Genomic DNA, 26,349 nt, shown 5'->3' on the forward strand with positions numbered 1-26,349 from the left:
CAAGGTCCGGTTGATTGCCGTCGCAGGGAATGCGCGTCATGCATCGCGATGATGCGCGTCCGCGAGCCGTTGGCGGATCGCGTCCCGATCGGGATGCTGAACGTCCCACACCAGCCCCAGCCGCTCGAGCAGCGCGATCAGCGAGCCGGTCACGTCGATCTGCCATCGCTGGAAGCGCGTGCTCGCGTACTGCGGAAAGGCGTGGTGGTTGTTGTGCCAGCCGGCCCCGAGCGTCAGGATCGCGAGCCACCACGCGTTGCGGCTCTGGTCGCGGCCGGGAAACGGCCGGCGGCCGCCGAGCGAATGGCCGACGGAATTGACCGCCCAGATCGCGTTCGTCGCGAGGAAGATCCGCACGCTGCCGCCCCACAGGAGGCCCAGCAGCGCGCCCTGCCACGACAGGGCGAGCAGCCCGCCGATCGCGGCCGGCAGCAGCAGGCCCAGCAGCAGCCAGACGTCGTAAGCGAGATGAATGCGCAACAGCGTCGGATCGCGGTACATGTCGCTCGCGTATCGATTCCAGCCCTTGGGGCGCGCGGACGACGGATCGAACAGCCAGCCGACATGGCCGTGCAGGATCCCTTTCGCGCGACCGGCGAAGCCGTGTCCGCCCGTCTGCGGCGTATGCGGATCGCCGGGGCCGTCGGCGTTCGCATGATGCAGCCGGTGAATCGCCACCCACCACATCAGCGGTCCCATGTAGGCGAGCGAGCCGAGAATCGCGAGCGCGACCTTCATCGACGGCGCGGCCTTGAACGTGCGATGCGCGAAGTAGCGATGCAGCGCAAGCTCCATGCCGAGGATGTTGAGCACGTAGAAGATCACGAGCATCGCGATGTCCTGCGCGCGCGGAGCCAGGCCGAATCCGCCCCACAGCGCGAGTGCGGCGACGGTGCCCACCGCCGGTATCGACGCGACGCCCAGATGGCGCGCCGACGATGCGCGGGACAGATGCCCGGCCGCGTGTTCGCCGGGCATGGCCGGGGTCGTCGAACCGGCCGGCGATGCCGCGTGGTCCGGCGTCTGCGCACGGTCGGCGCTGTCGGCGGCCGCGTCCTTCATACGGCGGCCGCCCGATACTGCGAACCTGCCTGGATCCGGTTCGGCTCGATCCGCCGGAACGTGATCCGATACAGCACGAACGCGCCGAGATCGAACGAATAGCTCATCGTCCGATACAACCGCTCGTAGCGCTCGACCACGTCGAGCGGCGCAAGTTCGAGCGCCTCGCGGCGATGCGCGCGCAGGTTCTCGAACCACGCGCGCATCGTCTTCACATAGTCGTGGCGATCGTTGCGGACGAGCTCCACTTCGAACAGCATTTCGGACGCGCGAACGATATCCGCGAGGTACGGCAGATCCGATTCCGGAAAGACTTCGCGCGCGATGAAGAGATCGGTGTGTCGTGCGTCGCGCGGAACGTCGCCGTACCCCATCGTCTGCAGCGACATCCTGCCGCCCGGCTTCAGGAACGCATGGCACTTCCTGAAGAAATGGCGATAGGCTTCGACCTTGTCTTCGTCGATCTTCGCGAAGTGCTCGAACGCGCCGAGCGAGATGATGCCGTCGAACGGCTGTTCGGGCTCATAGTCCTGCCAGTTCCGCAGCAGCACTTCGATGCCCGGGTGCCGGTATTGCTCGCCGACGTAGCCGAGCTGTTCGTTCGACAGCGTGAGCCCCACGGCCTCCTTCACGCCGGCGACCGTGACGAGCCGGTCGAGCAGCGCGCCCCAGCCGCAGCCGATGTCGAGCACGCGCGCCGCGTCGCGCGCCCGGATCTGCGCGATGTGATAGTCGAGCTTGCGGATCTGCGCCTGTTCGTGCGTATCGCCCGGCTCGTACATCGCACACGAGTAGTTGCGGCCGCGTTCCTGCGCGAGCGCGAGGAACGCGTTGCCGATGTCGTAGTGATACTGGATCGCGTCGGCGGATGCCCCGTACGGCACGCCGCGCGCCGGCGCGCCGGCATCCTGGATCTGGATCTGGACGGTCATCGTTCGGTCTCCCTATCGCCCGGCCCACAGATCGGCAAGCGCCTGCGCGAGTGCGTCGATCGTCGGATATTGATAGGGCAAGCTCGGGGACAGCTCGAAGCCGACATAATCCTCGAGATCGCCGACCATCTTCATCGCGTCGGCCGAATCGAGGCCGTAGTCGATGAACTGCTTGTTCGCGTCGACCGACCCGCTGTCGATGCGCAGCCTGGCCGCCAGATAGCCGGTCATCCAGTCGCGGATGTCCTCGCGGCTTTTTGCGTCGTGTTCCACTGCGTTCGAGGTGGCACTCTTCATTCGCTCGGCTCCCGTAGAGAGTTGGTCAAGGTGCGATGCGCTTCTTTTCGATCAGTTCCGCGGTGGGGCGATGCACGTCGTAGACGAGGTGCAGGCGTTCCAGCACGCGGACGAACAGCCCGCCCGGATCGATCTGCCACCAATGCAGCCCGGTGAAAGCAGACCCGGGAAACGCGTGATGGTTGTTGTGCCAGCCCTGCCCGAACGTCGGGATCGCGAGCAACAGGCTGTTGCGGCTCCGGTCGTGCGCGGTGGTGTGGAAATCGCGCCGGCCGATCACGTGACACAGCGAGTTCAGCGCCCAGATGCAATGGCTGACCGCGAAGATCCGCACCATGTCGCCCCACAGGAAGCCGAGCAGCACGCCCATCCACGAACGCGACGCGAGCCCGCAGATCAGCGGCGGCAGGACGAGCCCGATCCAGACCCAGCGGTAATACGCCATATGCTGCTTGAAGACGAGCGGGTCCTGGTAGAGGTCGGGCACGTATTTTTCCCATCCCGCCGGCCGCGTCGACTCGCCGACGAACAGCCATCCCATGTGACTGTGATACAGGCCCTTGAGCCGGCCGCCGACACCTTCGCCCGACAAGTGCGGCGAATGGGGATCGCCGTCGCCGTCGCTCGTCGAATGATGGCGCCGATGCGTCGACGCCCACCAGTTGACCGGGCCGTGCGCGCCCATCGAACCGAGCGCGATCAGCACGGCCCGCACCCACGGCTTCGCCTTGAACGCCTTGTGCGTCACGTGGCGATGAAAGCCGACTTCGAGCCCCAGTGCGGTGGCGAAATAGAAGACTGCGAACACGATCAGTTCGACGGCGCCCGGCACGTAGCCGCCGATCGATAACGCGATCGCGGCGACCGTGCCCAACGCGGGAAGCAGCGTGACGACGGCGGCAATACGGCGATCGAGCCGGACGGTTGACCGGGGCGAGATTCTTGTCGGGCGAGCCGAGCCATGCGAACCGGAAGAAAAAGAGTCGGGAATTGCGCTTCCGATCACACCCTCGGGCTGGCTCGCACCTTCGCTCGAAGACGGAGGCTGGCCGGAACGCATGAGGTGTCTCTCAGTAAAAGTAAATTGTCCGGCACATATTCCACGGACGGAATTCGAAACTCAAAATGAATTTTCCTATCGTCAACGCTGATGCATTTGGTATCCCGAAACAAATTTTCGATATAAATCCGCGATTTGAATACGAAAATGGATGGATGCCGATGGAAACCGATTCCAGGAAATTTTTCGTTTCCCGGTCGGCGTCATTTCATTTCGTTAAACGATCGAATTGATTTTCGGGTGACGTGAGTTATTCGGTCGGCATGAAGGTCAGCCAGGATGCGTCCCTTTGCCTATACTGGAACCACCTGACTGAACTGGGGCAAAACATGACCATCCGTGTTGCCGCCAATGAGACATCCGAGCCGGTCCAATTGATTACCAGGGGCTACGCCAGGCTTCTGCTGGTCGGCTTCGCGCTGGTGCCGCTGTATCTGATTGCCTACCTGTACTACTTCCAGGATCCTTCGCTGAAATTCGAGAATCACGCCTTTCACGAGCTGGCGATCGCCGCCGCTACGCTCGAAGGCGGATTCGTCACCTATGTATGCTGGCGTTGCTATCGCCTGTCGGGCGAGCCGCTGTTGCGTTGGCTCACGCTGGGCTTTCTGGGCTTTTCCCTCATCTATGCATTGCACGGCGCCTTTACCGGCATGGCGCATCACAATATCTGGCTGTTCCTGCTGTATGGGCCGGCCTCCCGCCTGGCGATGTCGATCCTGGTCCTTGTCGGGCAGCTCGCCTACAGCCGTACGGCCGACAGCGAAGCAACCCGCACCGATCGCCGCATCTGGACGGCGTGGATCGCGCTGTTCGTGCTGATCGACGTCGCGGTTGCCGGCGTCGCCTACTCGCCGGTGGCCGGCCGCCCGTGGGTGCGCCTTTCGATGGAAGGCGGAGCGCTCGTGTTCTTCGCCGTGAACGTCACCGCGCTGGTCCTGCGCCGCATCCATTCGCCGCTCATGACGATCTACGGCATTTCGGTGACGTCATTCGCGCTGTCCTCGCTCGCGTTCATCCTCGGGCGGCCGTGGAATCATATGTGGTGGCTGGCGCACGCGATTTTTGCAGCCGGGTTCTTCCTGCTCAGCTTCGGTGTCGTGCAGGCGTTTCACACGACGCGTTCATTCTCGAAAATCTATAGCCAGGAAGAGCTGTTTGCGCGCCTGAGAGAAGCGATGGCGCGGACGGAGAGAGCCCTGCAGGAGTTGCAGCGGACCAACGAGAAGCTCGAGCATATGGCTGCAACGGACCCGCTGACGGGCGCGGCCAACCGGCGGCATTTCCTCGACTGCGTGGAAACCGAAATCGCCCGGGCGAAACGCAATGGCGCACCGTTCTCGTTGCTGTCGCTCGATCTCGACCACTTCAAGACGATCAACGACAGCTACGGGCATCAGGCCGGCGACGAGGTGTTGCAGCGCTTCGTCAAGAAATGCCTCGATGCGATCCGGCCGTACGACGGCGTCGCGCGGGTTGGCGGAGAGGAGTTCATGGTGCTGCTGCCGCAGGCCGGGCTGGATACCGCCCGGTCGATCGGCGAGCGCATCCGCGAGGCGATCGCCGGCACGCCGTTCGAGGCGGGCATCGGCAAGCCGATCGAGGTCACCGTGAGCGTCGGCGTCTCCGAGTTCGGCCGCGACGGGGAGACGGTCGACGCGATTCTGCGCAAGGTCGACGAACGCCTGTACCGCGCAAAGGACCAAGGCCGCAACCGGGTGGTTGCGGCGTAGTCCGTGGCAGGCCCCCCGTTCACGCCACGCCGGCCCCTCCGCTTCGCACCGGTTCGCCCCGGTCGGCCCCGCTTCGCGCCAGCACGGGTTCGAGCGCGCGCCCCGTATGGCTCGCGCTCACCTGCACGAGCCCTTCCGGATGCGCCGCCGCCACGATCGCGCCGCCGCCCACGCCTCCCTCCGGGCCGAGGTCGATGATCCAGTCCGCTTCCGCGATCACATCGAGGTCGTGCTCGATCACGACGACGCTGTGCCCCGCATCCACGAGCCGGTGCAGCACATGGATCAGCTTCGCGACGTCCGCCATGTGCAAGCCCACGGTCGGCTCGTCGAGCACGTACAGCGTATGCGGCGCTTTCTGGCCGCGCCGTGTAACGTCGTCGCGCACCTTGCTGAGCTCGGTGACGAGCTTGATGCGCTGCGCCTCGCCGCCGGACAAGGTCGGCGACGGCTGGCCGAGCGTCAGGTAACCGAGGCCGACGTCCTTCATCAGCTGCAGCGGATGCGCGATGTTCGAGATCGCCGCGAAAAACTCCACCGCTTCGTCGATCTCCATCGTCAGCACGTCCCCGATGTTCCTGCCGCGCCACGTGACCGCGAGCGTCTCCGGATTGAAGCGCTGCCCGTGGCACACGTCGCACGGCACCTTCACGTCGGGCAGGAAGCTCATGCCGATCGTGCGCACGCCCTGCCCTTCGCAGGCCGGGCAACGCCCTTCGCCGGTGTTGAACGAGAAACGCGACGCCGTGTAGCCGCGGGCGCGCGCCTCCAGCGTGTCCGCGAACAGCTTGCGAATGGCGTCCCACACGCCGATATAGGTCGCCGGGCAGGAACGCGGCGTCTTGCCGATCGGTGTCTGATCGACTTCGAGCACGCGATCGATATGCTCCCAGCCGCTGATCGACTCGCAGCCCTGCCACGCATGCGTGACGTCGAGCGACGGCCTCGGCGCGCTGCGCGCCAGCACGCTCGCGCGGCGATTCGCCGCCTGCGGCGCCTCTTGCTGCGCGGCCTTGCGCGCGCGTCGCGTCGCCGGCGACGACAGCACCGAGCGGCCCACCGCATCGAGCAGGTTCGTCATCAGCACGTCGCGCGCGAGCGTCGACTTGCCCGAGCCGCTCACGCCCGTCACCGCGACGAGCCGCCCAAGCGGAATGCCGACCGTGACGTCGCGCAGGTTGTGCAGCTTGCCGCCATGCACCGTCAGCCAGGTCTGCGGCACCGCCGGCTCGTGCTTCGCGCCCGGCAGGTTCACGCTGCGGCGCGGCTGCAGCGGATGCACGATCGGTTGCGCGAGGAAGCGCCCCGTCAACGAGTCGGACTGCGCGGACAGGTCCGCGACCCCGCCCTGCGCGACCAGCGTGCCGCCGCGCTTGCCGGCGCCCGGGCCGACGTCGATGATGTGATCGGCGCGGCGAATCGTGTCTTCGTCATGCTCGACGACGACGAGCGTATTGCCCTTGTCGCCGAGTTTGCGCAGCGCGTTCAGCAGGATCTGGTTGTCGCGCGGATGCAGGCCGATCGTCGGCTCGTCGAGCACGTAGCACACGCCCTGCAGGTTGCTGCCCAGTTGCGCCGCGAGCCGGATGCGTTGGGCTTCGCCGCCAGACAGGCTCGGCGCCGCGCGATCGAGGCTCAGGTAGCCGAGCCCGACTTCCTCGAGAAACGCGAGACGGCTGCCGATTTCGCTGACGATGTCGCGCGCGATCTGCGCGTCCCGCCCGGCGAGCTGCAGGCCGTCGATCCAGCGCCGCGTATCCGACACCGTCCATTGCGCGACATCGACGATCGGATGGCCTTCAAAGGTCACCGCGCGCGCCGACGGGTTCAGACGCGTCCCACCGCAATCCGGACACGGCTCGTCGCTGACGCCCTCCGGTTCCTGCTCGTCGGAAGGCAGCGTCTGCTCGCGCCCTCGCCCGTCTTCGGCGAGCACCGTGTCGTCGTAGGCCGCGCGCTGCTCGCGCGTGAGCGTGACGCCGGTCCCCACGCAGGTCGTGCACCAGCCGTGCTTGCTGTTGTACGAGAACATCCGCGGGTCCAGCTCCGGGTAGCTCGTGCCGCACACCGGGCACGCACGCTTGACCGACAGCACCTTGACCTCGCCGATCCGCGCGGTCGAATGATCGTTGGTCATCGCGTGATGCAGGCCGTCGAGCGGCGCGAGCAGATGCATCACGCCCTTGCCGAGCTCGAGCGTCTCGTCGAGACGCTGCCGCAACTCGGCCTCGTTGTCCGGCGACACGACGAGATCGGCCACCGGCAGCTCGATCGTATGCTCGCGGAAGCGATCGAGCTTCGGCCACGGGTCCACCGTCACGAATTCGCCGTCGACGCGCAGATGCGTATTGCCGCGCGCCTTCGCCCACTTCGCGAGATCCGTGTACACGCCCTTGCGGTTGACGACGAGCGGTGCGAGCAGCCCGACGTGCTCGCCGCGGTGATCGCGCAGCAACTGCGCGGCGATCGATTCGACGGTTTGCGACGTCACCGGCGTGCCGTCGTGGATGCAATGCTGCAGGCCGAGCTTCACATACAGCAGCCGCAGGAAGTGCCAGACTTCGGACGTCGTCGCGACCGTGCTCTTGCGGCCGCCGCGCGACAGCCGCTGCTCGATCGCGACGGTCGGCGGAATGCCGTACACCGCGTCGACTTCCGGGCGCCCCGCCGGCTGCACGATCGAGCGCGCGTATGCGTTCAGCGATTCGAGGTAGCGGCGCTGGCCTTCGTGAAACAGGATGTCGAACGCGAGCGTCGACTTGCCGGAACCGGACACGCCGGTCACCACGTTGAACTTGCCGTGCGGAATGTCGACGTCGAGCGCCTTCAGGTTGTGCTCGCGCGCGTTGACGATCCGCACGACGTCCTCGCCTTCGACTTCCCGCCGCGCGCGCGCCGCATTCAGCGCGGCCTGCAACGGCACGCCTTCGTCTGCAGGCTCGGCTTCGACGCCCATTGCGCGGTCGTAGTGCAGCAGCGCCGCGCCGGTATGCGATTCGGCGCAGGCTTTCACATCGTCGGGCGTGCCCGCGCACAGCACGAGGCCGCCGCCGTCGCCGCCTTCCGGACCGAGATCGATCAGCCAGTCGGCCGCGCGGATCACGTCGAGATTGTGCTCGATCACGATCAGCGAATGGCCGCTTGCCAGCAGCTTGCCGAACGCCTGCATCAGCTTCGCGATGTCGTCGAAGTGCAGCCCCGTGGTCGGCTCGTCGAACATGAAAAGACGCGCGACGCGCGCCTCTCGCGTGACGACGCGGCGCCCGCTGGCGGCCTTCGCCGACTCCGCGAGAAAGCCCGCCAGCTTCAGGCGCTGTGCTTCGCCGCCCGACAGCGTCGGCACCGGCTGGCCGAGCTTCACGTATTCGAGCCCGACGTCGACGATCGGCTGCAGCACGCGCAGCACCTCGGCGTCGGCCGCGAAGAACGCCGCGGCTTCGCTGACGGTCAGGTCGAGCACGTCGGCCACGCTGAGCGCGCGGCCATCGCGCTCGATCCGCACTTCGAGCACCTCGCCCCGGTAGCGCTGGCCGTCGCAGTCCGGGCAGCGCAGATAGACGTCGCTCAGGAACTGCATCTCGATGTGCTCGAAGCCGGAGCCGCCGCACGTCGGGCAGCGGCCGTCGCCCGAGTTGAAGCTGAAGGTGCCCGCGCCGTAGCCGCGCTGCAGTGCGAGCGGCGCCTTTGCGAACAGCTTGCGGATCTCGTCGAACGCGCCGACATAGCTTGCCGGGTTCGAGCGCGTGGTCTTGCCGATCGGCGATTGATCGACGAACACGACGTCGGTCACCTGCTCCGCGCCCGTGAGACGGCGGTACGCGCCCGGCGACTCGGTCGCCTTGCCCAGGTGCCGCGCCATCGCCGGATAGAGCACGTCCTGCAGCAGCGTCGATTTGCCGGAACCGGATACGCCGGTCACGCAGACGAGGCGTTCCAGCGGAATCTCGACCGTGACGTCGCGCAGGTTGTGTTCGCTCGCGCCCTCGAGCACGATGCGCGGCGTGTGCGCGTCCACCGGGCGGCGCGACCAGTGCGACGCGTGCGCGACGTGCTTGCGGCCGCCGAGATACTCGCCCGTCAGCGTATCGGCCGAACGGATCGCGCCGGGCGTGCCGTCGTAGACGATCGTGCCGCCGCGCTCGCCCGGGCCGGGACCCATGTCGATCAGCCGGTCGGCCGCGAGCATCACCGACGGATCGTGCTCGACGACGACCAGCGTATTGCCCGCATCGCGCAGCCGCTGCATCGCCTCGACGATCCGGTTCAGGTCGCGCGGATGCAGCCCGATGCTCGGCTCGTCGAGCACGAACAGCGTCTTCGTGAGCGACGTGCCGAGCGCCGTCGTCAGGTTGATCCGCTGCACCTCGCCGCCCGACAGCGTGCGGCTCTGCCGGTCGAGCGTCAGGTAGCCCAATCCCACGTCGCACAGATACTTCAGCCGCGTGCGCACTTCCGCGAGCAGCAGCTTCAGCGCATCGTCGAGCAGCGCGCTCGGCAGGCTGATGTCGTCGAAGAAGCGGCGGATGCGCGCGATCGGCAGCAGCATCAGGTCGTGCACCGTCAGGCCCGGCAGCGCTTCGAGCTGCGCGCGGGTCCAGTCGACGCCGCGCGGCAGGAAGCGGCCGGCCGGCGCGAGCGCCGCGTCGGCGTTCGCCTTCGTGCCGAGCCGCCACAGCAGCGACTCCGTCTTCAGGCGCGCGCCGCCGCACACCTCGCATGGCGTGTAGCTGCGGTATTTCGACAGCAGCACGCGGATATGCATCTTGTACGCTTTCGATTCGAGGTAGCCGAAGAAGCGCTTCACGCCGTACCACTGGCGCTGCCACTTGCCGTCCCAGTCCGGCGAGCCGTTGATGACCCAGTCCCGCTCATCGGACGTCAGCTCGCTCCACGGCGTATCGCGCCGGATGTTCGCCTTCGCCGCATAGCGCATCAGGTCGTCCTGGCATTCCTTCCAGGCGGGCGTCTGCATCGGCTTGATCGCGCCGCCGCGCAGCGTCTTGCGCTCGTCGGGGATCACGAGGCCGAGATCGACGCCGATCACGCGGCCGAAGCCGCGGCAGGTTTCGCACGCGCCGTACGCCGAGTTGAACGAGAACAGCGCCGCCTGCGGATCCGCGTAGCGCAGGTCGCTTTCCGGGTGGTGGAGCCCGGTGGAGAAGCGCCATACCTGAGGCTCCGCTGCTGCGTCCTCTTGCGCGAGCACGTAGACGTTCACCCGCCCGCCGCCGCGCTTCAACGACGCTTCGATCGCCTCGACCGCGCGAACCTTGTCGACCTGATGCAGACGGAAGCGGTCGGCCACCACGTCGAGCACCTTGCGCGTACCGGTGGGCGACGCGACTTCGCGCCGCGCCTGCACCCGCGTATAGCCGCTCGCCGACAGCCACTGCTCGACTTCCTCATCCGTCACGGTTTCCGGCAGTTCGACCGGAAACGTGACCACGAGCCGCGGATCGTGATCCGCCGTGCGCGCGGAGAGGTCCGTGTAGATCGTCTCCGGCGTGTCGTGTCGCACCGGCTGCGCGGTCTTGCGGTCGAACAGTTCGGCCGCGCGTGCGTACAGGAGCTTCAGGTGGTCGTTGAGCTCGGTCATCGTGCCGACGGTCGAGCGCGAACTGCGGACCGGATTGGTCTGGTCGATCGCGATCGCGGGCGGCACGCCGTCGACGCGATCCACCTGCGGCCGGTCCATCCGGTCGAGAAACTGCCGCGCGTACGCGCTGAACGTCTCGACGTAGCGCCGCTGGCCTTCCGCGTACAGGGTGTCGAACACGAGACTCGATTTGCCGGAGCCCGACGGGCCGGTGACGACCGTCATTTCGCCGGTGCGCAGGTCGAGATCGATGTGCTTGAGATTGTGCTGACGTGCTCCGCGAATGCGGATCAGATTGCTGGATGACAATTTGTCTGCCCGTCTGAGTGGGTTGGCCAGGGGGCGCGGCAGCCGGAAGGCTGGGGGGGCGCTCGCGGGGGCGGCGCTCGTGCCGTGGTGCGGGCACGAGTGCGGGCCGGTTTCGGACGAGTACTATACTGTATATTCGTACAGCCCTCCATCCGTGGCTGTTACGGGGCCGTCTTGGGCGGTGCTGCGCATTCACCGCTATCTTGGGGGCATATTCGAGCCTTTCGGGCAAATCCTGGCGGTCAGTTGCCGCAACCCCTTATCCCGTAAGGCTCCGAAGCGCGGCGACAGCGTGTCGAAACTCGAACTTGCGAGCCTTTTATCAGGAGGACATTTCCGGACCCCGGCACGAGAATGTGCACGAGAGGCGCGACTACCCCGATCAGGCGGCCCTGGCAGACGCGCGCCTTGAGTTCATTGAAACCCTGAGCCGGAACCTGGCCCATCGGTCGGCTCGAATTCCTCCGGCATTCAGCCGTGCGCCACATGCGCTCAGGACGGCACGTGATTCCGCACGATCCTGAACAGCAGCCTCGGGAAAAAGCGCCTCAAAAGCACCGCATACTTTTCCTTGCCTTGGCTGACGACCAGCTCGGGCGATCGCTTCGCGATGCCTCTGACGATCCGGCGCGCGCATGCCTCGACCGGCATCCCGTGCGCCAGCATGTCATCGACCTTGCCGTAACGCTCGCCATTGCCGACGAACGCACGCCGGGTGATTTCCGTGTCGATATAGCCGGGACACACCATCGTCACGTCGATGCCGTCGCGAAACGCCTCGGCGCGCAGACAATCGAAGTAGCCATGCAATGCATGCTTCGATGCGGAATAGCTCGACCGCAGCGGCGAGCCGACTTTCCCGGCAATGCTGCTCAGGATCACGAGATGGCCCTTCCTGCGCGCCAGCATCCTCGGAAGCACGGCCCGCGTGAGCGCGACCGTGCCGAAATAATTGAGCTCCATGATGGCCCGATCGACCTCGTCCACGGTGTCGCGCGCCATCGCGCGTTGACTGACGCCCGCGCACTGGATCAGGATGCCGATCCCGTCGAACGCCTGCCATGCCGCCTGCGCGGCAGGCGCAATCGACTGGGGTTGCGTCAGGTCGATCGTGCAGACCTGCACGCGTGCGCCCAGGTCCCGGCAATCGGCTGCGACCCTGTGCAGTTTGTCTTCGCTTCGCGCGGAGAGCACCAGATTGGCGCCACGTTCGGCAAACGTCCGCGCCAACGCCGCACCGATTCCCGACGACGCGCCCGTAATCCAGATCGACTCGCCCTTGAAGTTCATGTTGACCCTCGATGTTAGACCTCGACGCATCGGTTTCCCGCTGTGCGTCGACGTGCGGCGGACCTCATAGCCGGTAGTCCGTCTCGGTCGCTCTGAACGGCGCCTGCGGCCCGGTGCCGTTGGCGGCATAGGCGCGCGCGGCGCGCGCCGTCCAGATCGCTGCCACATCCGCCTTGCATGCCGTTTTCCCGAACGCGGGATCAGCCCATTCCTGCCGCGCTTCGTGCTCGAGCATGAGCTTGTCCTGAACCAGCACGCGATCGACCATGAGCTTGAAAAACGGCAAGAAGAACCTTGCAAACGGGAAATCCAGCGTAATGCGGTAGAAAACGCGCGTCCTCTGCTCGCTCACCGGAACGCATACGAACTGGCTCGACGCGTGGGTTCCGCCCGGCTGGCTGAAGACCGTGCGAATCGTGTGAGGCACGATGAATTCCTCCGTGTGGAAGATATCGTGCTCCTTGCCGCCGAACACGCGATAAATCAGGCTTCGCCGGGCCTTCTCCCCCATTGTGTTCGCCAACACGCCCGTGGGCGTTTCGCTGACGTGCGACACCACGCGAGTCGTCGGCCGTCCGCGCAGCAACCCGCCGTGAATGTAGCCCGCGTGCGGGTTATCGACCAGGTTTTCCATCAGCCGGATATATTCGCAATCCATATCGAGTATCGTTCGAAACGATTGCTTCTCGGGGAAGTGCCAGTCCGGCGGATCGGCCTGATAGGGAGACGGGGAGAACGTAAACCAGACGGTCCCCTGTGACTCGCGCGCGACGTAGCTCCTGATTTTCCGGACAGGCGGCACGGTCGACCCCGCATGACTCGGCATGTGAACGCACGCGCCGGCGCCGTCGAATATCCAGCCATGGTACGGACACTCGATGCCCTTGTCGGTACATATGCCGCCCGAGAGTTTCACCCCCTTGTGAGGGCACCGGTCATCCATCACGCGTGCCGTCCCGCTCGCATCGCGAAACGCGACCACGTGCCTGCCCAGCACTTCGGCGGCAATCGGCTTACCCTTCAACGCGGACGACCACGCGATCGGATACCACGATCGTTCGAGCGGCATCATGCAACATCTCCGTTTGCGACCGTTTCGCCGCCGGCGGGGCGCAGCGCGCCAAGCGCATCCGCCAGCACGCGCACCGTCTGGCGCACCTGCTCGTCGGTATGCGTGGCATTGAACGAGAACCGCAACCGCGCGGCATTCGCGGCGACCGCCGGAAAGATGATCGGCTGCACATTGATGCCGTTCGCGAACAGGATCTGATAAAGGCGAATGCATTCGATCTGGTTGCCGATAATCACCGGAACGATCGGTCCGCCGTGGCAGTTGCCGGTATTCAGCCCGGCGCGCGCGGCCAGTTCCAGGAACTGGTCGACCCGCTCGCGCAATTGCCGGATCGGCGACGGATCGTCCTTCAGCAATTGCAGCGCGGCGAGCGCCGCCGCTGCGTTGGCGGGCGAGATGCCGGTCGTGTAGATGAAGCCCGGCGTGGTGAACTTCAAATAGCTGATCAATGACTTTCGTCCCGCGATATAGCCGCCGCAGCTTGCAAACGCCTTGCTGAGGCCGCCCATCCAGATGTCGACGTCATCACGGTCCACCGCATGGAATTCGCCAATCCCGCGACCGGTTGCGCCGATTACGCCGATCGAAAGGCACTCGTCCACCATCAACCACGTCTTGTGCTTTTTCTTGATCTCGATGAAACGGGGCAGGTCGGGAATGTCCCCGTCCATGCTGTAAAGACCTTCAATGAACACAAGCACGTGCTCGTATTGGCGCCGCCGATTCGACAGGATGCGGTCGAGGTCGTCGAAGTCGTTATGCCGGAACGGCTGCGAATCCGCATGAGAGAGCTTGATGCCTTGCAACAGGCTGTTGTGGCTCAACTCGTCATACAGGATCAGGTCCTTCGGCCCGAGCAGATGACCGACGGTCGACACGTTGGCGGTTGCCGCGCCGACGAATACCAGCGCGGACTCCACCCCGATCCAGTCGGCAATGGCCTGCTCGAGCTCGAGATGCAGCGGCCGCTCGCCGGAAACGAGCCGGCTGGCGGATACGCTCGTGCCGTATTGCCGGATCGCGTCGATCGAGCGCTCGGTCACGACGGGATGCCCGCTCAAGCTCAGGAAGTTGTTGCACGAGTAATTGATATAGTCCCGGCCGCCGATGACCGTGCGGTCGTTGTTCAGGCCGTCATGCACCGTAAAGAATGGAAGCTTTTCCTGATCCTTGAACAAGACCTGCTGACGCTGCGCGAATTCGACGTAAGCCGCCGACTCCTCGAAGCGGCTGCAGGCGGCCGGAATGTCCGCCCCGTCGAACAGGTCTCGCGGCGTGCGGCCGTTCGACAGCAGGTCGAGCATTTCGCGGCGTTCGTCCTCCGACAGCAGCGCGAGCGCGCTGCTGCAATGCCTCATCGCGCCAAGATACCGGCTGACCGACGTGATCGTGGCAGGCTCGCTGAAAACTTCCGCCCGCACCGGGCACCCGAGCCAGTCGGACAGCTCACCGGTCAGGGTGGCGATCTGCAGCGAGTCGAGACCGTGGTCCGCAAAGACCGCATTGACGTCGACATCCTCGCTTGCGACGTGGACGGCCGACGCAATCGCCTCCTTGAGCCACACCAGGATCGCGTCGGCCGCGCCGTCGTTCGTATCCGGTTTCGATAGCGGGCGCGGCGCCGCATCCCGCTGGACGGACGTCAGGTCGAGCGCCCACTCCGACACGCAGGGCAGCGTCCGGTCAACGAATGCGTCGCGGCACGCATGCCGCCTTATTTTTCCGCTCGTCGTCACCGGCAATCCCGCCGGCTTGACAAGCGCGACCGCGCAGACCTGGAGTTCGTGACGCTGGGTCACCGCCCGCCTGATCGCGTCGACGACATCGCTCAGGTCGGCCCGCAGATGTTCGCGCTTGACTTCATGCACGACGACCAGCCGCTCCTCGTCAAGGATCGACACGGAAAACGCGGCGCCCGCGCCCGGCCTCAGCGCCGAATGCGCGTCGCCCACCGTTGTTTCGATGTCCTGCGGATGGTAATTGCGTCCGCGGATGATGATCAGATCCTTGCGACGTCCCGCGATGAAGATCTGTCCGTCATCGCCGACAAAGCCGAGGTCCCCGGTGCGCAACCACTTCGGCGACGTCGTCTGCGCGATCGTCGACGCAAAGGTTTCCGCCGTGCGCTCGGGCTGCACCCAGTAGCCCCGCGCGACGCTGGGCCCCGACACCCAGATCTCCCCCACCTCGTTGCGCGGGAGTCGAGCGAGCGTTTCCGGGTGAACGATCTCGATCGCGTGGTCGTCGGTCGGCACGCCGCAGGCCACGAGGCGCTGGCTTGCGGCGCCGGGCTCGGCGGGCACGACGCGATGCGAAGCCAGCTGCCGCGCGTCCACCACCGTGCTGCTCGGCCCGCGCCCCTTGATGCCGCCCGTGACGATCAGGGTCGTTTCGGCCATGCCGTAACACGCGTAGAACGCCTCCTTCCGGAATCCGCAACGGGCGAACCGGTCCGCGAACCGGTCGATGACGTCGGCCGAAACAGGCTCCGCGCCGTTGAACGCAACCTCCCAGCTGCTCAGGTCCAGCCGATCGAGATCCGCATCCTGAATTTTCCGGACACACAGGTCATACGCGAAATTGGGGCCGCCGCTCGTCGTCGCGCGGCAATCCGAGATCGCCTGAAGCCAGCGCAACGGCTTCTGGACGAAGGACATCGGCGGCATCAGCGTCGTATGAAACCCGACAAACACGGGCTGCACGATTCCGCCGATCAGCCCCATGTCGTGGAACGGGGGAAGCCAGATCACCCCCTTGCTGGACTGATCGTGACCGAAACGGTCGCGGATGCTGCCGGAATTGTGCATCAGGTTCGCGTGCGTAATGACGACGCCCTTGGGCGTGCCGGTGGAACCGGACGTGTACTGGATCAGTGCAATATCGTCCGCGTCGAGCATGTCCGGCTCGAACGCGGGTTGCAGCGTCGTCGGGATCGCGTCGATGGACACCACGTTCAGATCCCCGTTCGCGCCCGCACTGTCGAGATGGCTTGCCAACGTCGAACGCATGCACTCAGTGGTCAGGATCACTGTGGGGCGGCAGTCCGCCATCATGCCAGCGATCGGCGCAAAGCTCCTGGCGTTTTTTCCCGGCGGGTAGGTCGGCACGGCGATCATGCCCGCCCGGAGGCACGCAAAGAAAGACGCAACGAACTCGAGCCCCGGCTGAAAAACCAGCAGCACCCGGCTGCCACGACTGGCGATCGCCGCCAGATGCGCGGCGATCGAGTCGACACGGGACGCCAGCCCGGCGCACGAAACCGTAGTTTCCTCGTTGTCGTTCACGAAACTGAACAACGGCCGATGGGGGGACTGGACGCGATGAAATTCGAGGCAGTCGATAATGGTCGATTGCAAGCCGGCCCGCTGGATTTTCTCGTCCACCAGATTCATGTTCGGCATTCCCCCTCTCGGTCAGTTAATCAATAATTTCTCGGCATGAGTTGATTTTGACGATCATTTTGCCGGGCATAGTCGACGCAAATCATCGACGCGCCGCGAACAGATGATCGCGACGGCAAGCGAAAGGAACGCGGAATGAATGTCGTGGCGGTCGACGCCCGTGACGGTAATCGCCGGCGGCGTGCGTGGACCATGAGGCGACGCTTGCCGCCAGGTTGAATGTCCAGTCGTGTCGGCGGCCCGGAATGGCGCCAACCCAATACCGGCATCGTGATAAAAAAATTGACGAACGGGGATTGTTAAATAATCGCCAACACTCCCACTCATAAATTCTCGCGACGCCAAAAATCAGCCAGCCAACCTTCTTTTCGCATTTCCACTGAGGCTAAACAAGGCGGCGCGACTTGTAAAGATAAATTAGCTTTCCAATTCAGGCGAAATTGATTTTGTAAATTTAAAACGCGATTTTTACGTTTAAAGCAATTGCACGACGTCAGTTTTTTCACGTTCCATCAGCGGCAAAAGGTGTACCGGAGCGTGCCCATGGATGCCTCGCCGGCATCACTCGACGTCATTGCCGAAGACAGCGAACTTCGCGAGTACGTGACGACGCACTACCTGCTGCTGTATGCGCAGATCAGGGGCGTGGTGTATCTGCTCTCCATTCGCCACCATCGGCAACTGTCGTTTGATTTGGCAGGTCACTGGCCGGCGTGAGCGGATACCAGGCAAGAGCATCAGGCGCCGCCGGCACCTGGGATCCCGCCCACGCTCGAACCCCGCGCAGGCATCACCCAGTGCCGACGTGCCTCCTCAAATATGCACCGCGTGCCCCAACGCCCGCAACGCAGCCTCCTGCATGGCCTCACCAAGCGTCGGATGCGCGTGAATCGTACCGCCGATATCCTCGAGCCTTGCGCCCATCTCGATCGACTGCGAAAACGCCGCAGCGAGCTCCGACACCCCTCGCCCGACCGCCTGCCACCCAACGATCAGATGCGTATCGCGCCGCGCGACAACCCGCACGAACCCATCGGTGGCCTGAAGCGTCATCGCCCGCCCATTCGCGGCAAACGGAAACGACGCGCTCAAGCAATCGACGCCGGCCGCCCGCGCATCGTCCGGCGACCAGCCCGACGTCACGATCTCCGGATCGGTAAAGCACACGGCAGGAATCGACGCGGGCACGAACTTGCGACGCTTGCCGGCAATCAGCTCCGCCACCATCTCGCCTTGCGCCATCGCGCGATGCGCGAGCATCGGCTCGCCGGCGACGTCGCCGATCGCCCACACGTTGCGCATCGTCGTCCTGCATTCGTCGTCGATGCGCAGCGCGCGGCCGTTGCGTTCGAGCGGCAGCGTCTCGAGGCCGAAGCCGTCGACGCGCGGCCGGCGGCCGACCGCGACCAGCACGCGATCGGCCGGCAGCGTCCGCTCGGCGCCGTCGGGCGCCTGCACGCGCACCGCGCCGTCGTCCGCGAGCCCCAGCACCTTGTGGCCGAGCCACAGCTTTACGCCGAGCCGCGCGAGCGAATCGGCGACCGGCTTCACGAGCTCCGCGTCATACGCGGGCAGCACGCGCTCCGCCGCCTCGACGACGCTGACGTCGACCCCGAGCTTGCGATAGACCATCCCGAGTTCGAGCCCGATGTAACCCGCGCCGACGACGACCAGCCGCTTCGGCAACGTCTTGGGCGACAGCGCCTCGGTCGACGAAACGACATGCCCGCCGAACGGCATCGACGGCAACGCGACCGGCTCGGAACCCGTCGCGAGCAGCAGGTGCTCGCAGCCGATCCGGATCGTCTCGCCGCCGGCGGCAACCTCGACGGTCTTGCCGTCGATCACGCGCGCGTCGCCGTGCAGCACGCGCACGCCGTTCTTCTTCAGCAGCGCGCCGACGCCGCGCGTCAGCTTGTCGACGACACCATCCTTCCACGCGACGCTGCGCGCGATGTCGATCTCCGGCGAGTGCACGCGGATGCCGAGTTCGCCTTCGCCAGCATGATCACGCGCCTGCTCGAATGCATCGGCGACGTGGATCAGCGCCTTCGACGGAATGCAGCCGATGTTCAGGCAGGTGCCGCCGAGCCGGTCGCGCTCGACGAGCAGCGTCGGTATGCCGAGCTGTCCGGCACGAATGGCGGCGACGTAGCCGCCCGGGCCGCCGCCGATCACGAGCAGCGTGGTGTGTTCGTTCTTCATTGGGATCACTCCACGAACAGCAGCGCCGGGCGTTCGAGCAACGCGCGCACCGCCTGGATGAATTCAGCCGCGTCCATGCCGTCGACGACGCGATGATCGAACGACGACGACAGGTTCATCAGCTTGCGCGCGACGACCGCGCCATCACGGAACATCGGGCGTTCGACGATGCGGTTCACACCGACGATGCCGACCTCCGGATGATTGATGACCGGCGTCGACACGATGCCGCCGAGCGGGCCGAGGCTCGAAATCGTGATCGTCGAACCGGTGAGTTCGTCGCGCTGCGCGCGGTTGGTGCGCACCGCCTCGGCAAGCCGCGCGATCTCGGCGGAAATCGACCACACGTCGCGCGCTTCCGCATGACGCAGCACGGGCACCGTGAGACCGGCGTCGGTCTGCGTCGCGACGCCCATGTGCACCGCGCCGGAACGTGTCACGACGCCGGCTTCATCGTCGAAGCGCGCGTTGATCTGCGGAAAATCGCGCAGCGCGATCACCATCGCGCGGATCAGCAGCGGCAACAGCGTAAGCCGGCCGCGCGCGTCGCCGTAACGGCGGTTCAGTTCCGCGCGCAGCGCCTCGAGTTCGGTCACGTCGATTTCCTCGACGTAGCTGAAGTGCGGAATGCGCCGCTTCGCTTCCTGCATCTTGCGCGCGATCGCGCGACGCAGGCCGATCACCGGCACTTCGGTCTCGTCGGTCCGTTCGTCATAGCCGCGCGCAGTCTGGCCGCCTGCCCGGCTGCCGGTGCGTGCGTACGCATCGAGGTCCGCGTGCAGGATCCGCCCGGCATCGCCCGTGCCGCGCACGTAGCGCAGCTCGATGCCCATGTCCCACGCGCGCTGGCGTACCGCCGGCGATGCGAGCGGCCGCTCGCCCGGCGTGAGCGCGGCGCGCGGCGGCACAGCGTGCTCCGCGCGGCGCGGCTCGGCAGGCGCGCGGCTCGCCGGGTGACCCGCCTCCACGGACGGAGCCACCGGTGCTGCAGCAACCGGCGCCGCGACAGCGGCTTCAGCGGCCACCGCAGCCTCGCGCACGTCGGCGCCCGGCTTCAGGTTGCCGTCGCCCTCGACCTCGAGGCGAATCAGCTCGCTGCCGACCGCCATCATCTCGCCGATCTTGCCGCCGAGCGCAAGCACCTTGCCCGTCACGGGCGACGGAATCTCGACCGCCGCCTTGTCGGTCATCACGTCGGCGAGCGGCTGGTCCTCCTTGATCGTCTGTCCGACTTCCACATGCCAGGCCACCAGCTCGACCTCGGCGATCCCTTCGCCGATATCCGGCATCTTGATGACGTGAATACCCATGTCAAGCCTCCATCACGCGTCGCAACGCTTCGCCGACCCGGCTCGGGCCGGGAAAATACGCCCATTCCTGCGCATGCGGATACGGCGTATCCCAGCCGGTCGTGCGCTCCACGGGTGCCTCGAGGTGGTAGAAGCAATGTTCCTGGACGAGCGACACCAGCTCCGCGCCATACCCGCAGGTGCGCGTGGCCTCGTGCACCACGACGCAGCGCCCGGTCTTGCGCACCGATGCGACGACCGTATCCAGATCGAGCGGCCACAGCGTGCGCAGGTCGATCACTTCGGCATCGATGCCCGTCTCCTCGGCCGCGGCAAGCGACACGTGGACGGTCGTGCCGTACGTCAGCACCGTCACGTCGCTGCCGGCGCGCACGACGGCGGCCGAGTCGAGCGGCACCGTGTAGTAGCCCTCCGGCACCGCGCTCGCGGGATGCTTCAGCCACGACGTGACGGGCCGTTCGTGATGGCCGTCGAACGGCCCGTTGTAAAGCCGCTTCGGCTCGAGAAAGATCACCGGGTCGTCGTTCTCGATCGCCGCGATCAGCAGCCCCTTCGCGTCGTACGGGTTCGACGGCATCACCGTGCGCAGCCCGCACACCTGCGTGAACATCGCCTCCGGGCTCTGGCTGTGGGTCTGGCCGCCGTAGATGCCGCCGCCGCACGGCATCCGGATCGTCATCGGCGCGGTGAACTGGCCCGCGGAGCGGTAGCGCAGCCGGGCGCCTTCCGACACGATCTGGTCGGAGGCCGGGTAGAAGTAGTCCGCGAACTGGATCTCGCACACGGGCCGCAACCCGTACGCGCCCATCCCGACCGCCGCGCCGACGATCCCGCCTTCCGAGATCGGCGCGTCGAACACGCGCGACTTGCCGTACTTGGTCTGCAGCCCTTCGGTGCAGCGGAACACGCCGCCGAAATAGCCGACGTCCTGGCCGAACACGACCACGTCGCCGTCGCGCTCGAGCATCACGTCCATCGCGGAGCGCAGCGCCTGGATCATCGTCATCGGCTGCGCCGCCGTCGTCGTTGCTTCTCGTTGCGCCATGATTACGCCCCCAGTTCCTGGCGCTGACGACGCAGATGCGCGGGCAGCTCCTTGTACACGTCGTCGAACATCGACGCCGGCGACGGAATCCGTTCGTCGGCCAGCGTCCCGAATTTCTCCGCTTCCTTCTGCGCGGCGATCACCTCGGCCTCGAGCTCGGCCGTGAGCGCGTCGTGCGCGCTGTCCGACCAGATGCCCTTGGCGATCAGGTGGCGCTTGAAGCGGGCGATCGGATCGCCGAGCGGAAAATGGGTCCAGTCGTCGCTCGGCCGGTATTTCGACGGATCGTCCGACGTCGAGTGCGCGCCCGCGCGGTACGTCACCCATTCGATGAGCGTCGGGCCGAGGTTGCGGCGTGCCCGTTCGGCCGCCCAGCTCGACGCTGCGTAGATCGCGAGGAAGTCGTTGCCGTCGACGCGCAGCGACGCGATCCCGCAGCCGACGCCGCGCCCCGCGAACGTCGTGCCCTCGCCGCCCGCGATCGCCTGGAACGTCGAGATCGCCCACTGGTTGTTAACGACGTTCAGCACGACGGGCGCGCGATACACGTGCGCGAACGTGAGCGCGGTATGGAAATCGGCCTCGGCCGTCGCGCCGTCGCCGATCCAGGCCGACGCGATCTTCGTGTCGCCCTTGATGGCCGACGCCATCGCCCAGCCGACCGCCTGGATGAACTGCGTCGCGAGATTGCCGGAGATCGAGAAGAAGCCAGCGTCGCGATCCGAATACATCACGGGAAGCTGGCGCCCCTTCAGCGGGTCGCCCTCGTTCGACATCAGCTGGCAGATCATCCGTTCGAGCGGCACCTCGCGCGCGATCAGGATGCTTTGCTGCCGGTAGGTCGGGAAGCACATGTCGCCGTGCCGCAGCGCCATCGCATGCGCGGCGCCGATGGCCTCTTCGCCGAGGCTCAGCATGTAGAACGAGATTTTCTTCTGGCGCTGCGCGATCAGCATGCGTGCGTCGAAAATGCGAGTCTTCAGCATCGCCCGCATCCCGGCGATCAGCCGCGCGTCGTCGAGATCCGGCGCCCACGGGCCGACGGCTTCACCGTGGTCGTCGAGCACGCGCACGAGGCCGCGGGCGAGATCCGCGGTGTCCGCCGCGGCAACGTCGATCGGCGGGCGGCGTACCGCGCCGGCCGGCGATAGATGCAAATAGGAAAAGTCGGTCTGGCAGCCCGGGCGCCCGGTGGGCTCCGGCACATGCAGACGCAATGGCTCTGACAGGCTCATCGTGTCGTCTCCACGCTCGATTTTGTCTCACGCTGATAGGGGCACGCGCGGCCGGTTGCCGGCTCGCGCGTGGCATGGCGCGCGGATAAGCGCACCAACCTTGGGAATCTATGCAATGCCGCTCTGGCAGTCGATGCCCAACCCGCTCGATCGTGGTGAGCAGATTTGCCATGCCGGATGCGCTTGGGGCGCACGGCTATGCGCGCTCGCCGCGCGCCGCCTTGGCGGCGCTTCGTCGTCGATCGCGACGTGGAGATCGGAATGTCGCCGCCGGGCGTGGCGCCAGGCGACCGCTCCGGAAAGTTTTACCGCTGCTGTAATCGAGGTGAAGAAGAAGAAGGACCGCGCGCGCTGCGCGCGGCCGCCCGAGCCTGCGCTCAGAACATCTGACGCAGGCCGATCGCCGCGCCGACGTTGTTGGTCCGGCCGATCTGGTCGACCCTGCCCGTGGCGGGGTTGGTCGCGCCCGGATAGTCGGCGGCGAATGCGCCGTTGCCGCGCGCGAAATCCACCGTGCCGTACACCTCGGTGTGCTTCGACAGCGCATACTCGGCCAGCACGGTCGCGGAGGTGTTGATGCCGGAGCCGAGCGTGCCGTCGAGCCGCTCCGCGTTGCGCGCATGGCCGTAATAGCCGGCCACCGTGATCAGCAGCGGTGCGGTGGCCTGCCAGTTGGCGCCGACGTAGAACGTATCGTCGATGCGGTTCGGGCTGCCCGCGCGCAACGTCGGCGCGCCGGCTTGCTGCATGTTGAAGTCCGTCGTGCCGGTCTTGTCCTGGCCGTGCAGCCAGCCGGCCAGCAGCCGCACGGCCGGGGTGACCTGATACGCGCCGCTCACGTGCAGGAAATTCACCTTCGCGCCGTTGACCGAGCTGCCGTTCAACGACGATACCGAGGTCTGGTGGTAGCCCGCGTTGATCGACGCCGGCCCGTGCGCATACGTCAGTTCCACGCCGTACGTGCTGTCGAGGCCCATTGCGCCGGCGTGATTGCCGAAGCCGTAGATCGCGTCGATGCTGAGGCCGTTGTACGAGAACTGGTACTTGACGGAGTTCGGCACCGTCAGGAAGCTGCCGATGCCGTTGTACATCCAGCTGTCCTGCCAGTAGTTGCCAACGGTCAGCGGGTCGAAGGTGTCGCCCATCGTGTCGTACAGCGGCGCGTACTGGTTGCCGAAGGTCAGCGTGCCGTAGCGGTTGCTCGACAGGCCGACATACGCCTGCCGGCTGAACAGCGTGTTGGGCACGTGCAGTTTCCCGTCGCCGAGTTCGAAGCCGTTCTCGAGGCGGAAGATCGCCGACAGGCCGCCGCCCAGGTCTTCGCTGCCGCGCAGGCCCCACCGGCTGTGCGTTTCCGGGCCGACGGTCATCCCGATCAGGTCCTTGCCGTCCGGGCCGGCATTCGTTTGATAGCGAATGGCCGTGTCGACGAGGCCATACAACGTGACGGAACTTTGCGCAAACGCGGACGACGCTGCAACGGCGAGCACCGCGCCAATACCACTGGAAATGACGACGCCTCTCATGACTAGGCCTCCCTGATCGGTTGATTTTGTAAGCAGTCCGATCGCTTGTCGGCTGGGGATCGGAACTGTGATCGGGAGAATAATCGGTCATTTTCACCGCACATATTGCCGGCAATGGAGTGGTCCTTTCCATTCTGGACAACAGTGCAACAGTCGCGGCGGCGGGCGGGCGCTTGTCAACGTGCAATGACCTGCCTATCTTCATACCTTGGTCACCCCTTTCAAGCAATCTGGCTGGACGCCCCGTCACGCGACGGGTCGCTACCTTCAGGAGAGGCTCCGTCATGATCGAAACAAAACGAATTCATGCAGTGCTCCTCGCCGCCGCGATCGCGACGATGGCGCCGGCCTGTCAGGCGGCGCCAAACACCACCGACTGGCTGGCGAACACCTATGGCACCCTCGCCGCCCACGTGGGCAACGCCGCGCGTTCCATGTGGGTCGCGCCCGAAGGCGTGATCTATACGGCTTCCAATTGGGACGAGGATGAAGGCGGCGTCGCCGTCTACCAGAACGGCACGAGCCTCGGCTCGATCGGCGCGCACGGCGAGTTTCAGGGCGGCGCGATCACGGGCAACGCGACGTCGATCTTCACGGCGCTGCAGGCCAACAGGTCATACGGCAGCGGCGCGGTGGGTCGATACAACCGCACCACCAAGGCCCGCGACCGGTTCATTCAGGTCAGCGCGGCGACCAACCAGACGCGGGTCGACGTCGTCACCGGGCTCGCCACGGCGGGCTCGCTTCTCTACGCGAGCGACTTCTACGGCAATCGCGTGCGGGTCTTCACCACCGACGGCGTCTGGCAGCGGGACATCAACGTGTCGGGCCCGGGCGCGCTCGCCGTTGATGGCGCAGGCAACGTCTGGGTCGCGCAGAAGAGCGCGGGCACGATCGTCGAGTTCGGGCCGACCGGCGCGCTGCTGAACACCATTCGGATGGCCGGCGAGTCGCGGCCGTCGGCGCTCTATTTCGATGCGTCGTCGAAGCAGCTGATGGTCGGCGACGAGGGCCCCGACATGAACATCAAGCGCTACAACGTCGCAGGCACGCCGACGCTGGCCGGCACCTTCGGCATCCAGGGCGGTTATCTCGACACGACGACGGGCATCAAAGGCCAGGTCGGCGCGCAGCGCTTCACCCGCGTCGCCGGCATCGGCAAGGACACCGCCGGCAACCTCTACGTGCTCAACAACCCGTGGGGCGGCAGCTGGGACCTCGGCCGCAACGGCGCCACCGACATTCATGCGTACGGCAGTGCCGGCAACCTGCGCTGGACGCTTCAGGCGCTCAACTTCGAGGGCATCGCTGCGCCGGACCCGGTCACGGACGGCGCGCTGTTCTATGGCGGCACCCACATCTACAGCGGCACGGCGGGCGGCACCTTCGTCGCGAACACCGTCGATCCGTTCACGTACCCGTCGGACCCGCGCATCAACATGAACGACGTGCAGCGCGACGAGCATTTCGGGCTGCTCGCGGCCGTCGGCGCGCACCGGATTCTCGTGGCGGCCGGCCAGAACCCGCCGGTCTTCTACTTTTTCCATTTCAACGCGGCGAACGGCTACATCGCGATTCCGGATGCGTCGATTCCGGGGCCCGCGTTCAATACGACCCTGCGCGTCTCGAGCGGATTCAGCATCGACAGCAAAGGGGACGTCTGGGCCGGCCTGGACAAGACCGGTGCCATCTACCACTACCCGCTGACCGGCTTCGACGCCGGCGGCAAGCCGTCATGGGGGCCCGGTGTACCGACCCGCGTTCCCGCGAGCATCCAGCCGCTGACGCGCATCGTCTATCTCGCGGACAGCGACACGATGATTCTCGGCCAAGGCATCGTCGGGGGGACGGACTGGACGGCGATCGGCACGCGGATCGAGGTGTATCACGGCTGGAGCGCGGGCAACACCACCCACCCCAATCCGGTGATCACCCTCCCCGATGCCGGCGCGAAATCGATGGACGCGGCCGGCAATCATCTGTTCGTCGGCTACTGGTTCGGCGGCAGCGGGCCCGCCAGGCCGAACGTCGACGCGTTCAACCTCACCACCGGCAATCTCGACGCCACGCTGGTCAATACGAGCAGCGCCACCGTGGACGCCAGCAGCGCCATCGATGCGATGTACGCCATCAGGGCATACCGTCGATCGACCGGCGAGTACGTTGTGACGAAGAACAACGTCAAGGGCAACAGCATCACCGTTTATCGGTGGACGCCATGATCGTTCGTTTTGTCGATGAGGGAGCAATAATGATGCTGGAACAGCGAGCCGGTG

15 protein-coding genes and 1 pseudogene are annotated in these 26,349 nt (G+C 65.9%); 3 read left to right on the forward strand and 13 right to left on the reverse strand.

The features are described 5' to 3' along the window. Positions 1 to 36 precede the first annotated feature (36 nt). The 4 genes from B7P44_RS34315 to B7P44_RS34330 are packed head-to-tail and all read right to left on the reverse strand — an operon-like array spanning position 37 to position 3,351. On the reverse strand, positions 37 to 1,062 hold the full coding sequence (locus tag B7P44_RS34315) for an acyl-CoA desaturase (RefSeq protein WP_084910461.1): 1,026 nt from the start codon (positions 1,060 to 1,062) through the stop codon (positions 37 to 39). Further along, positions 1,059 to 1,994, reverse strand: coding sequence for a class I SAM-dependent methyltransferase (locus tag B7P44_RS34320; RefSeq protein ID WP_084910462.1), 936 nt, complete (start codon positions 1,992 to 1,994; stop codon positions 1,059 to 1,061). Before B7P44_RS34320 ends, B7P44_RS34315 begins: the two co-directional genes overlap by 4 nt. A gap of 12 nt (positions 1,995 to 2,006) precedes the next feature. Beyond that, a complete protein-coding gene (locus B7P44_RS34325; RefSeq protein WP_084910463.1) occupies positions 2,007 to 2,291 on the reverse strand; it encodes an acyl carrier protein in 285 nt (94 codons plus the stop codon). Positions 2,292 to 2,316: 25 nt separating this feature from the next. Continuing rightward, positions 2,317 to 3,351, reverse strand: a complete 1,035-nt coding sequence (locus B7P44_RS34330) for an acyl-CoA desaturase (RefSeq protein WP_084910464.1) — start codon at positions 3,349 to 3,351, stop codon at positions 2,317 to 2,319. A 329-nt stretch (positions 3,352 to 3,680) separates the two neighbouring features. Here B7P44_RS34330 and B7P44_RS34335 point away from each other — a divergent pair, with 329 nt between their 5' ends. Next, positions 3,681 to 5,084, forward strand: a complete 1,404-nt coding sequence (locus B7P44_RS34335) for a GGDEF domain-containing protein (protein ID WP_084910465.1) — start codon at positions 3,681 to 3,683, stop codon at positions 5,082 to 5,084. 19 nt (positions 5,085 to 5,103) lie between these two features. On the opposite strand, the gene uvrA is transcribed toward B7P44_RS34335, so the two are convergent. The 4 genes from uvrA to B7P44_RS34355 all read right to left on the reverse strand — a co-directional run bounded on the left by uvrA (position 5,104) and on the right by B7P44_RS34355 (position 16,752). Next, positions 5,104 to 10,989 carry an excinuclease ABC subunit UvrA gene (gene uvrA / locus B7P44_RS34340; protein WP_084910466.1) on the reverse strand — a complete coding sequence of 1,962 codons (5,886 nt, stop codon included), beginning with the start codon at positions 10,987 to 10,989 and terminating at the stop codon, positions 5,104 to 5,106. 492 nt (positions 10,990 to 11,481) lie between these two features. After that, entirely contained in the window at positions 11,482 to 12,279 is a 798-nt protein-coding gene (locus B7P44_RS34345; protein ID WP_084910467.1) for an SDR family oxidoreductase, read from the reverse strand. Positions 12,280 to 12,343: 64 nt separating this feature from the next. Further along, positions 12,344 to 13,351, reverse strand: a complete 1,008-nt coding sequence (locus B7P44_RS34350; RefSeq protein WP_084910468.1) for a Rieske 2Fe-2S domain-containing protein — start codon at positions 13,349 to 13,351, stop codon at positions 12,344 to 12,346. Beyond that, positions 13,348 to 16,752, reverse strand: coding sequence for an aminotransferase class I/II-fold pyridoxal phosphate-dependent enzyme (locus B7P44_RS34355; protein WP_084910469.1), 3,405 nt, complete (start codon positions 16,750 to 16,752; stop codon positions 13,348 to 13,350). Before B7P44_RS34355 ends, B7P44_RS34350 begins: the two co-directional genes overlap by 4 nt. Positions 16,753 to 17,340: 588 nt before the next feature. Here B7P44_RS34355 and B7P44_RS36970 point away from each other — a divergent pair. Beyond that, positions 17,341 to 17,469: pseudogene (locus tag B7P44_RS36970) on the forward strand (type II toxin-antitoxin system RelE/ParE family toxin); the annotation flags it as partial. A gap of 96 nt (positions 17,470 to 17,565) precedes the next feature. Here B7P44_RS36970 and lpdA read toward each other — a convergent pair. The 5 genes from lpdA to B7P44_RS34385 form a co-directional block, all read right to left on the reverse strand. Next, complete coding sequence (gene lpdA / locus B7P44_RS34365) at positions 17,566 to 18,957, reverse strand: dihydrolipoyl dehydrogenase (RefSeq protein WP_084910471.1); 1,392 nt, start codon at positions 18,955 to 18,957, stop codon at positions 17,566 to 17,568. 5 nt (positions 18,958 to 18,962) lie between these two features. Next, complete coding sequence (locus B7P44_RS34370) at positions 18,963 to 20,267, reverse strand: dihydrolipoamide acetyltransferase family protein (RefSeq protein ID WP_084910472.1); 1,305 nt, start codon at positions 20,265 to 20,267, stop codon at positions 18,963 to 18,965. 1 nt (position 20,268) lies between these two features. Continuing rightward, positions 20,269 to 21,312 carry an alpha-ketoacid dehydrogenase subunit beta gene (locus B7P44_RS34375; protein WP_084910473.1) on the reverse strand — a complete coding sequence of 348 codons (1,044 nt, stop codon included), beginning with the start codon at positions 21,310 to 21,312 and terminating at the stop codon, positions 20,269 to 20,271. Between the two features lie 2 nt (positions 21,313 to 21,314). Then, on the reverse strand, positions 21,315 to 22,547 hold the full coding sequence (locus B7P44_RS34380) for a 3-methyl-2-oxobutanoate dehydrogenase (2-methylpropanoyl-transferring) subunit alpha (protein WP_084910474.1): 1,233 nt from the start codon (positions 22,545 to 22,547) through the stop codon (positions 21,315 to 21,317). Positions 22,548 to 22,924: 377 nt separating this feature from the next. Then, positions 22,925 to 24,073 (reverse strand): porin, encoded by a 1,149-nt coding sequence (locus tag B7P44_RS34385; RefSeq protein ID WP_084910475.1) that lies wholly within the window; start codon positions 24,071 to 24,073, stop codon positions 22,925 to 22,927. 284 nt (positions 24,074 to 24,357) lie between these two features. Between B7P44_RS34385 and B7P44_RS34390 the strand changes: the two genes are divergently transcribed. Continuing rightward, complete coding sequence (locus B7P44_RS34390) at positions 24,358 to 26,295, forward strand: SMP-30/gluconolactonase/LRE family protein (protein WP_084910476.1); 1,938 nt, start codon at positions 24,358 to 24,360, stop codon at positions 26,293 to 26,295. Positions 26,296 to 26,349: the final 54 nt, after the last annotated feature.

Origin of the sequence: Burkholderia ubonensis subsp. mesacidophila, assembly GCF_002097715.1 — a bacterium.
Taxonomy (GTDB): Bacteria; Pseudomonadota; Gammaproteobacteria; order Burkholderiales; family Burkholderiaceae; genus Burkholderia; species Burkholderia mesacidophila.

Bases quoted from the DNA above. Each gene is read 5' to 3' on its own strand.
- B7P44_RS34335 (WP_084910465.1), top strand. From the start codon at position 3,681: ATGACCATCCGTGTTGCCGCCAATGAGACATCCGAGCCGGTCCAATTG.
- B7P44_RS34350 (WP_084910468.1), bottom strand. From the start codon at position 13,351: ATGATGCCGCTCGAACGATCGTGGTATCCGATCGCGTGGTCGTCCGCG.
- B7P44_RS34390 (WP_084910476.1), top strand. From the start codon at position 24,358: ATGATCGAAACAAAACGAATTCATGCAGTGCTCCTCGCCGCCGCGATC.
- B7P44_RS34370 (WP_084910472.1), bottom strand. From the start codon at position 20,267: ATGGGTATTCACGTCATCAAGATGCCGGATATCGGCGAAGGGATCGCC.
- lpdA (WP_084910471.1), bottom strand. From the start codon at position 18,957: ATGAAGAACGAACACACCACGCTGCTCGTGATCGGCGGCGGCCCGGGC.
- B7P44_RS34355 (WP_084910469.1), bottom strand. From the start codon at position 16,752: ATGCCGAACATGAATCTGGTGGACGAGAAAATCCAGCGGGCCGGCTTG.
- B7P44_RS34325 (WP_084910463.1), bottom strand. From the start codon at position 2,291: ATGAAGAGTGCCACCTCGAACGCAGTGGAACACGACGCAAAAAGCCGC.
- B7P44_RS34330 (WP_084910464.1), bottom strand. From the start codon at position 3,351: ATGCGTTCCGGCCAGCCTCCGTCTTCGAGCGAAGGTGCGAGCCAGCCC.
- B7P44_RS34320 (WP_084910462.1), bottom strand. From the start codon at position 1,994: ATGACCGTCCAGATCCAGATCCAGGATGCCGGCGCGCCGGCGCGCGGC.
- B7P44_RS34385 (WP_084910475.1), bottom strand. From the start codon at position 24,073: ATGAGAGGCGTCGTCATTTCCAGTGGTATTGGCGCGGTGCTCGCCGTT.
- B7P44_RS34315 (WP_084910461.1), bottom strand. From the start codon at position 1,062: ATGAAGGACGCGGCCGCCGACAGCGCCGACCGTGCGCAGACGCCGGAC.
- B7P44_RS34375 (WP_084910473.1), bottom strand. From the start codon at position 21,312: ATGGCGCAACGAGAAGCAACGACGACGGCGGCGCAGCCGATGACGATG.
- B7P44_RS34345 (WP_084910467.1), bottom strand. From the start codon at position 12,279: ATGAACTTCAAGGGCGAGTCGATCTGGATTACGGGCGCGTCGTCGGGA.
- B7P44_RS34380 (WP_084910474.1), bottom strand. From the start codon at position 22,547: ATGAGCCTGTCAGAGCCATTGCGTCTGCATGTGCCGGAGCCCACCGGG.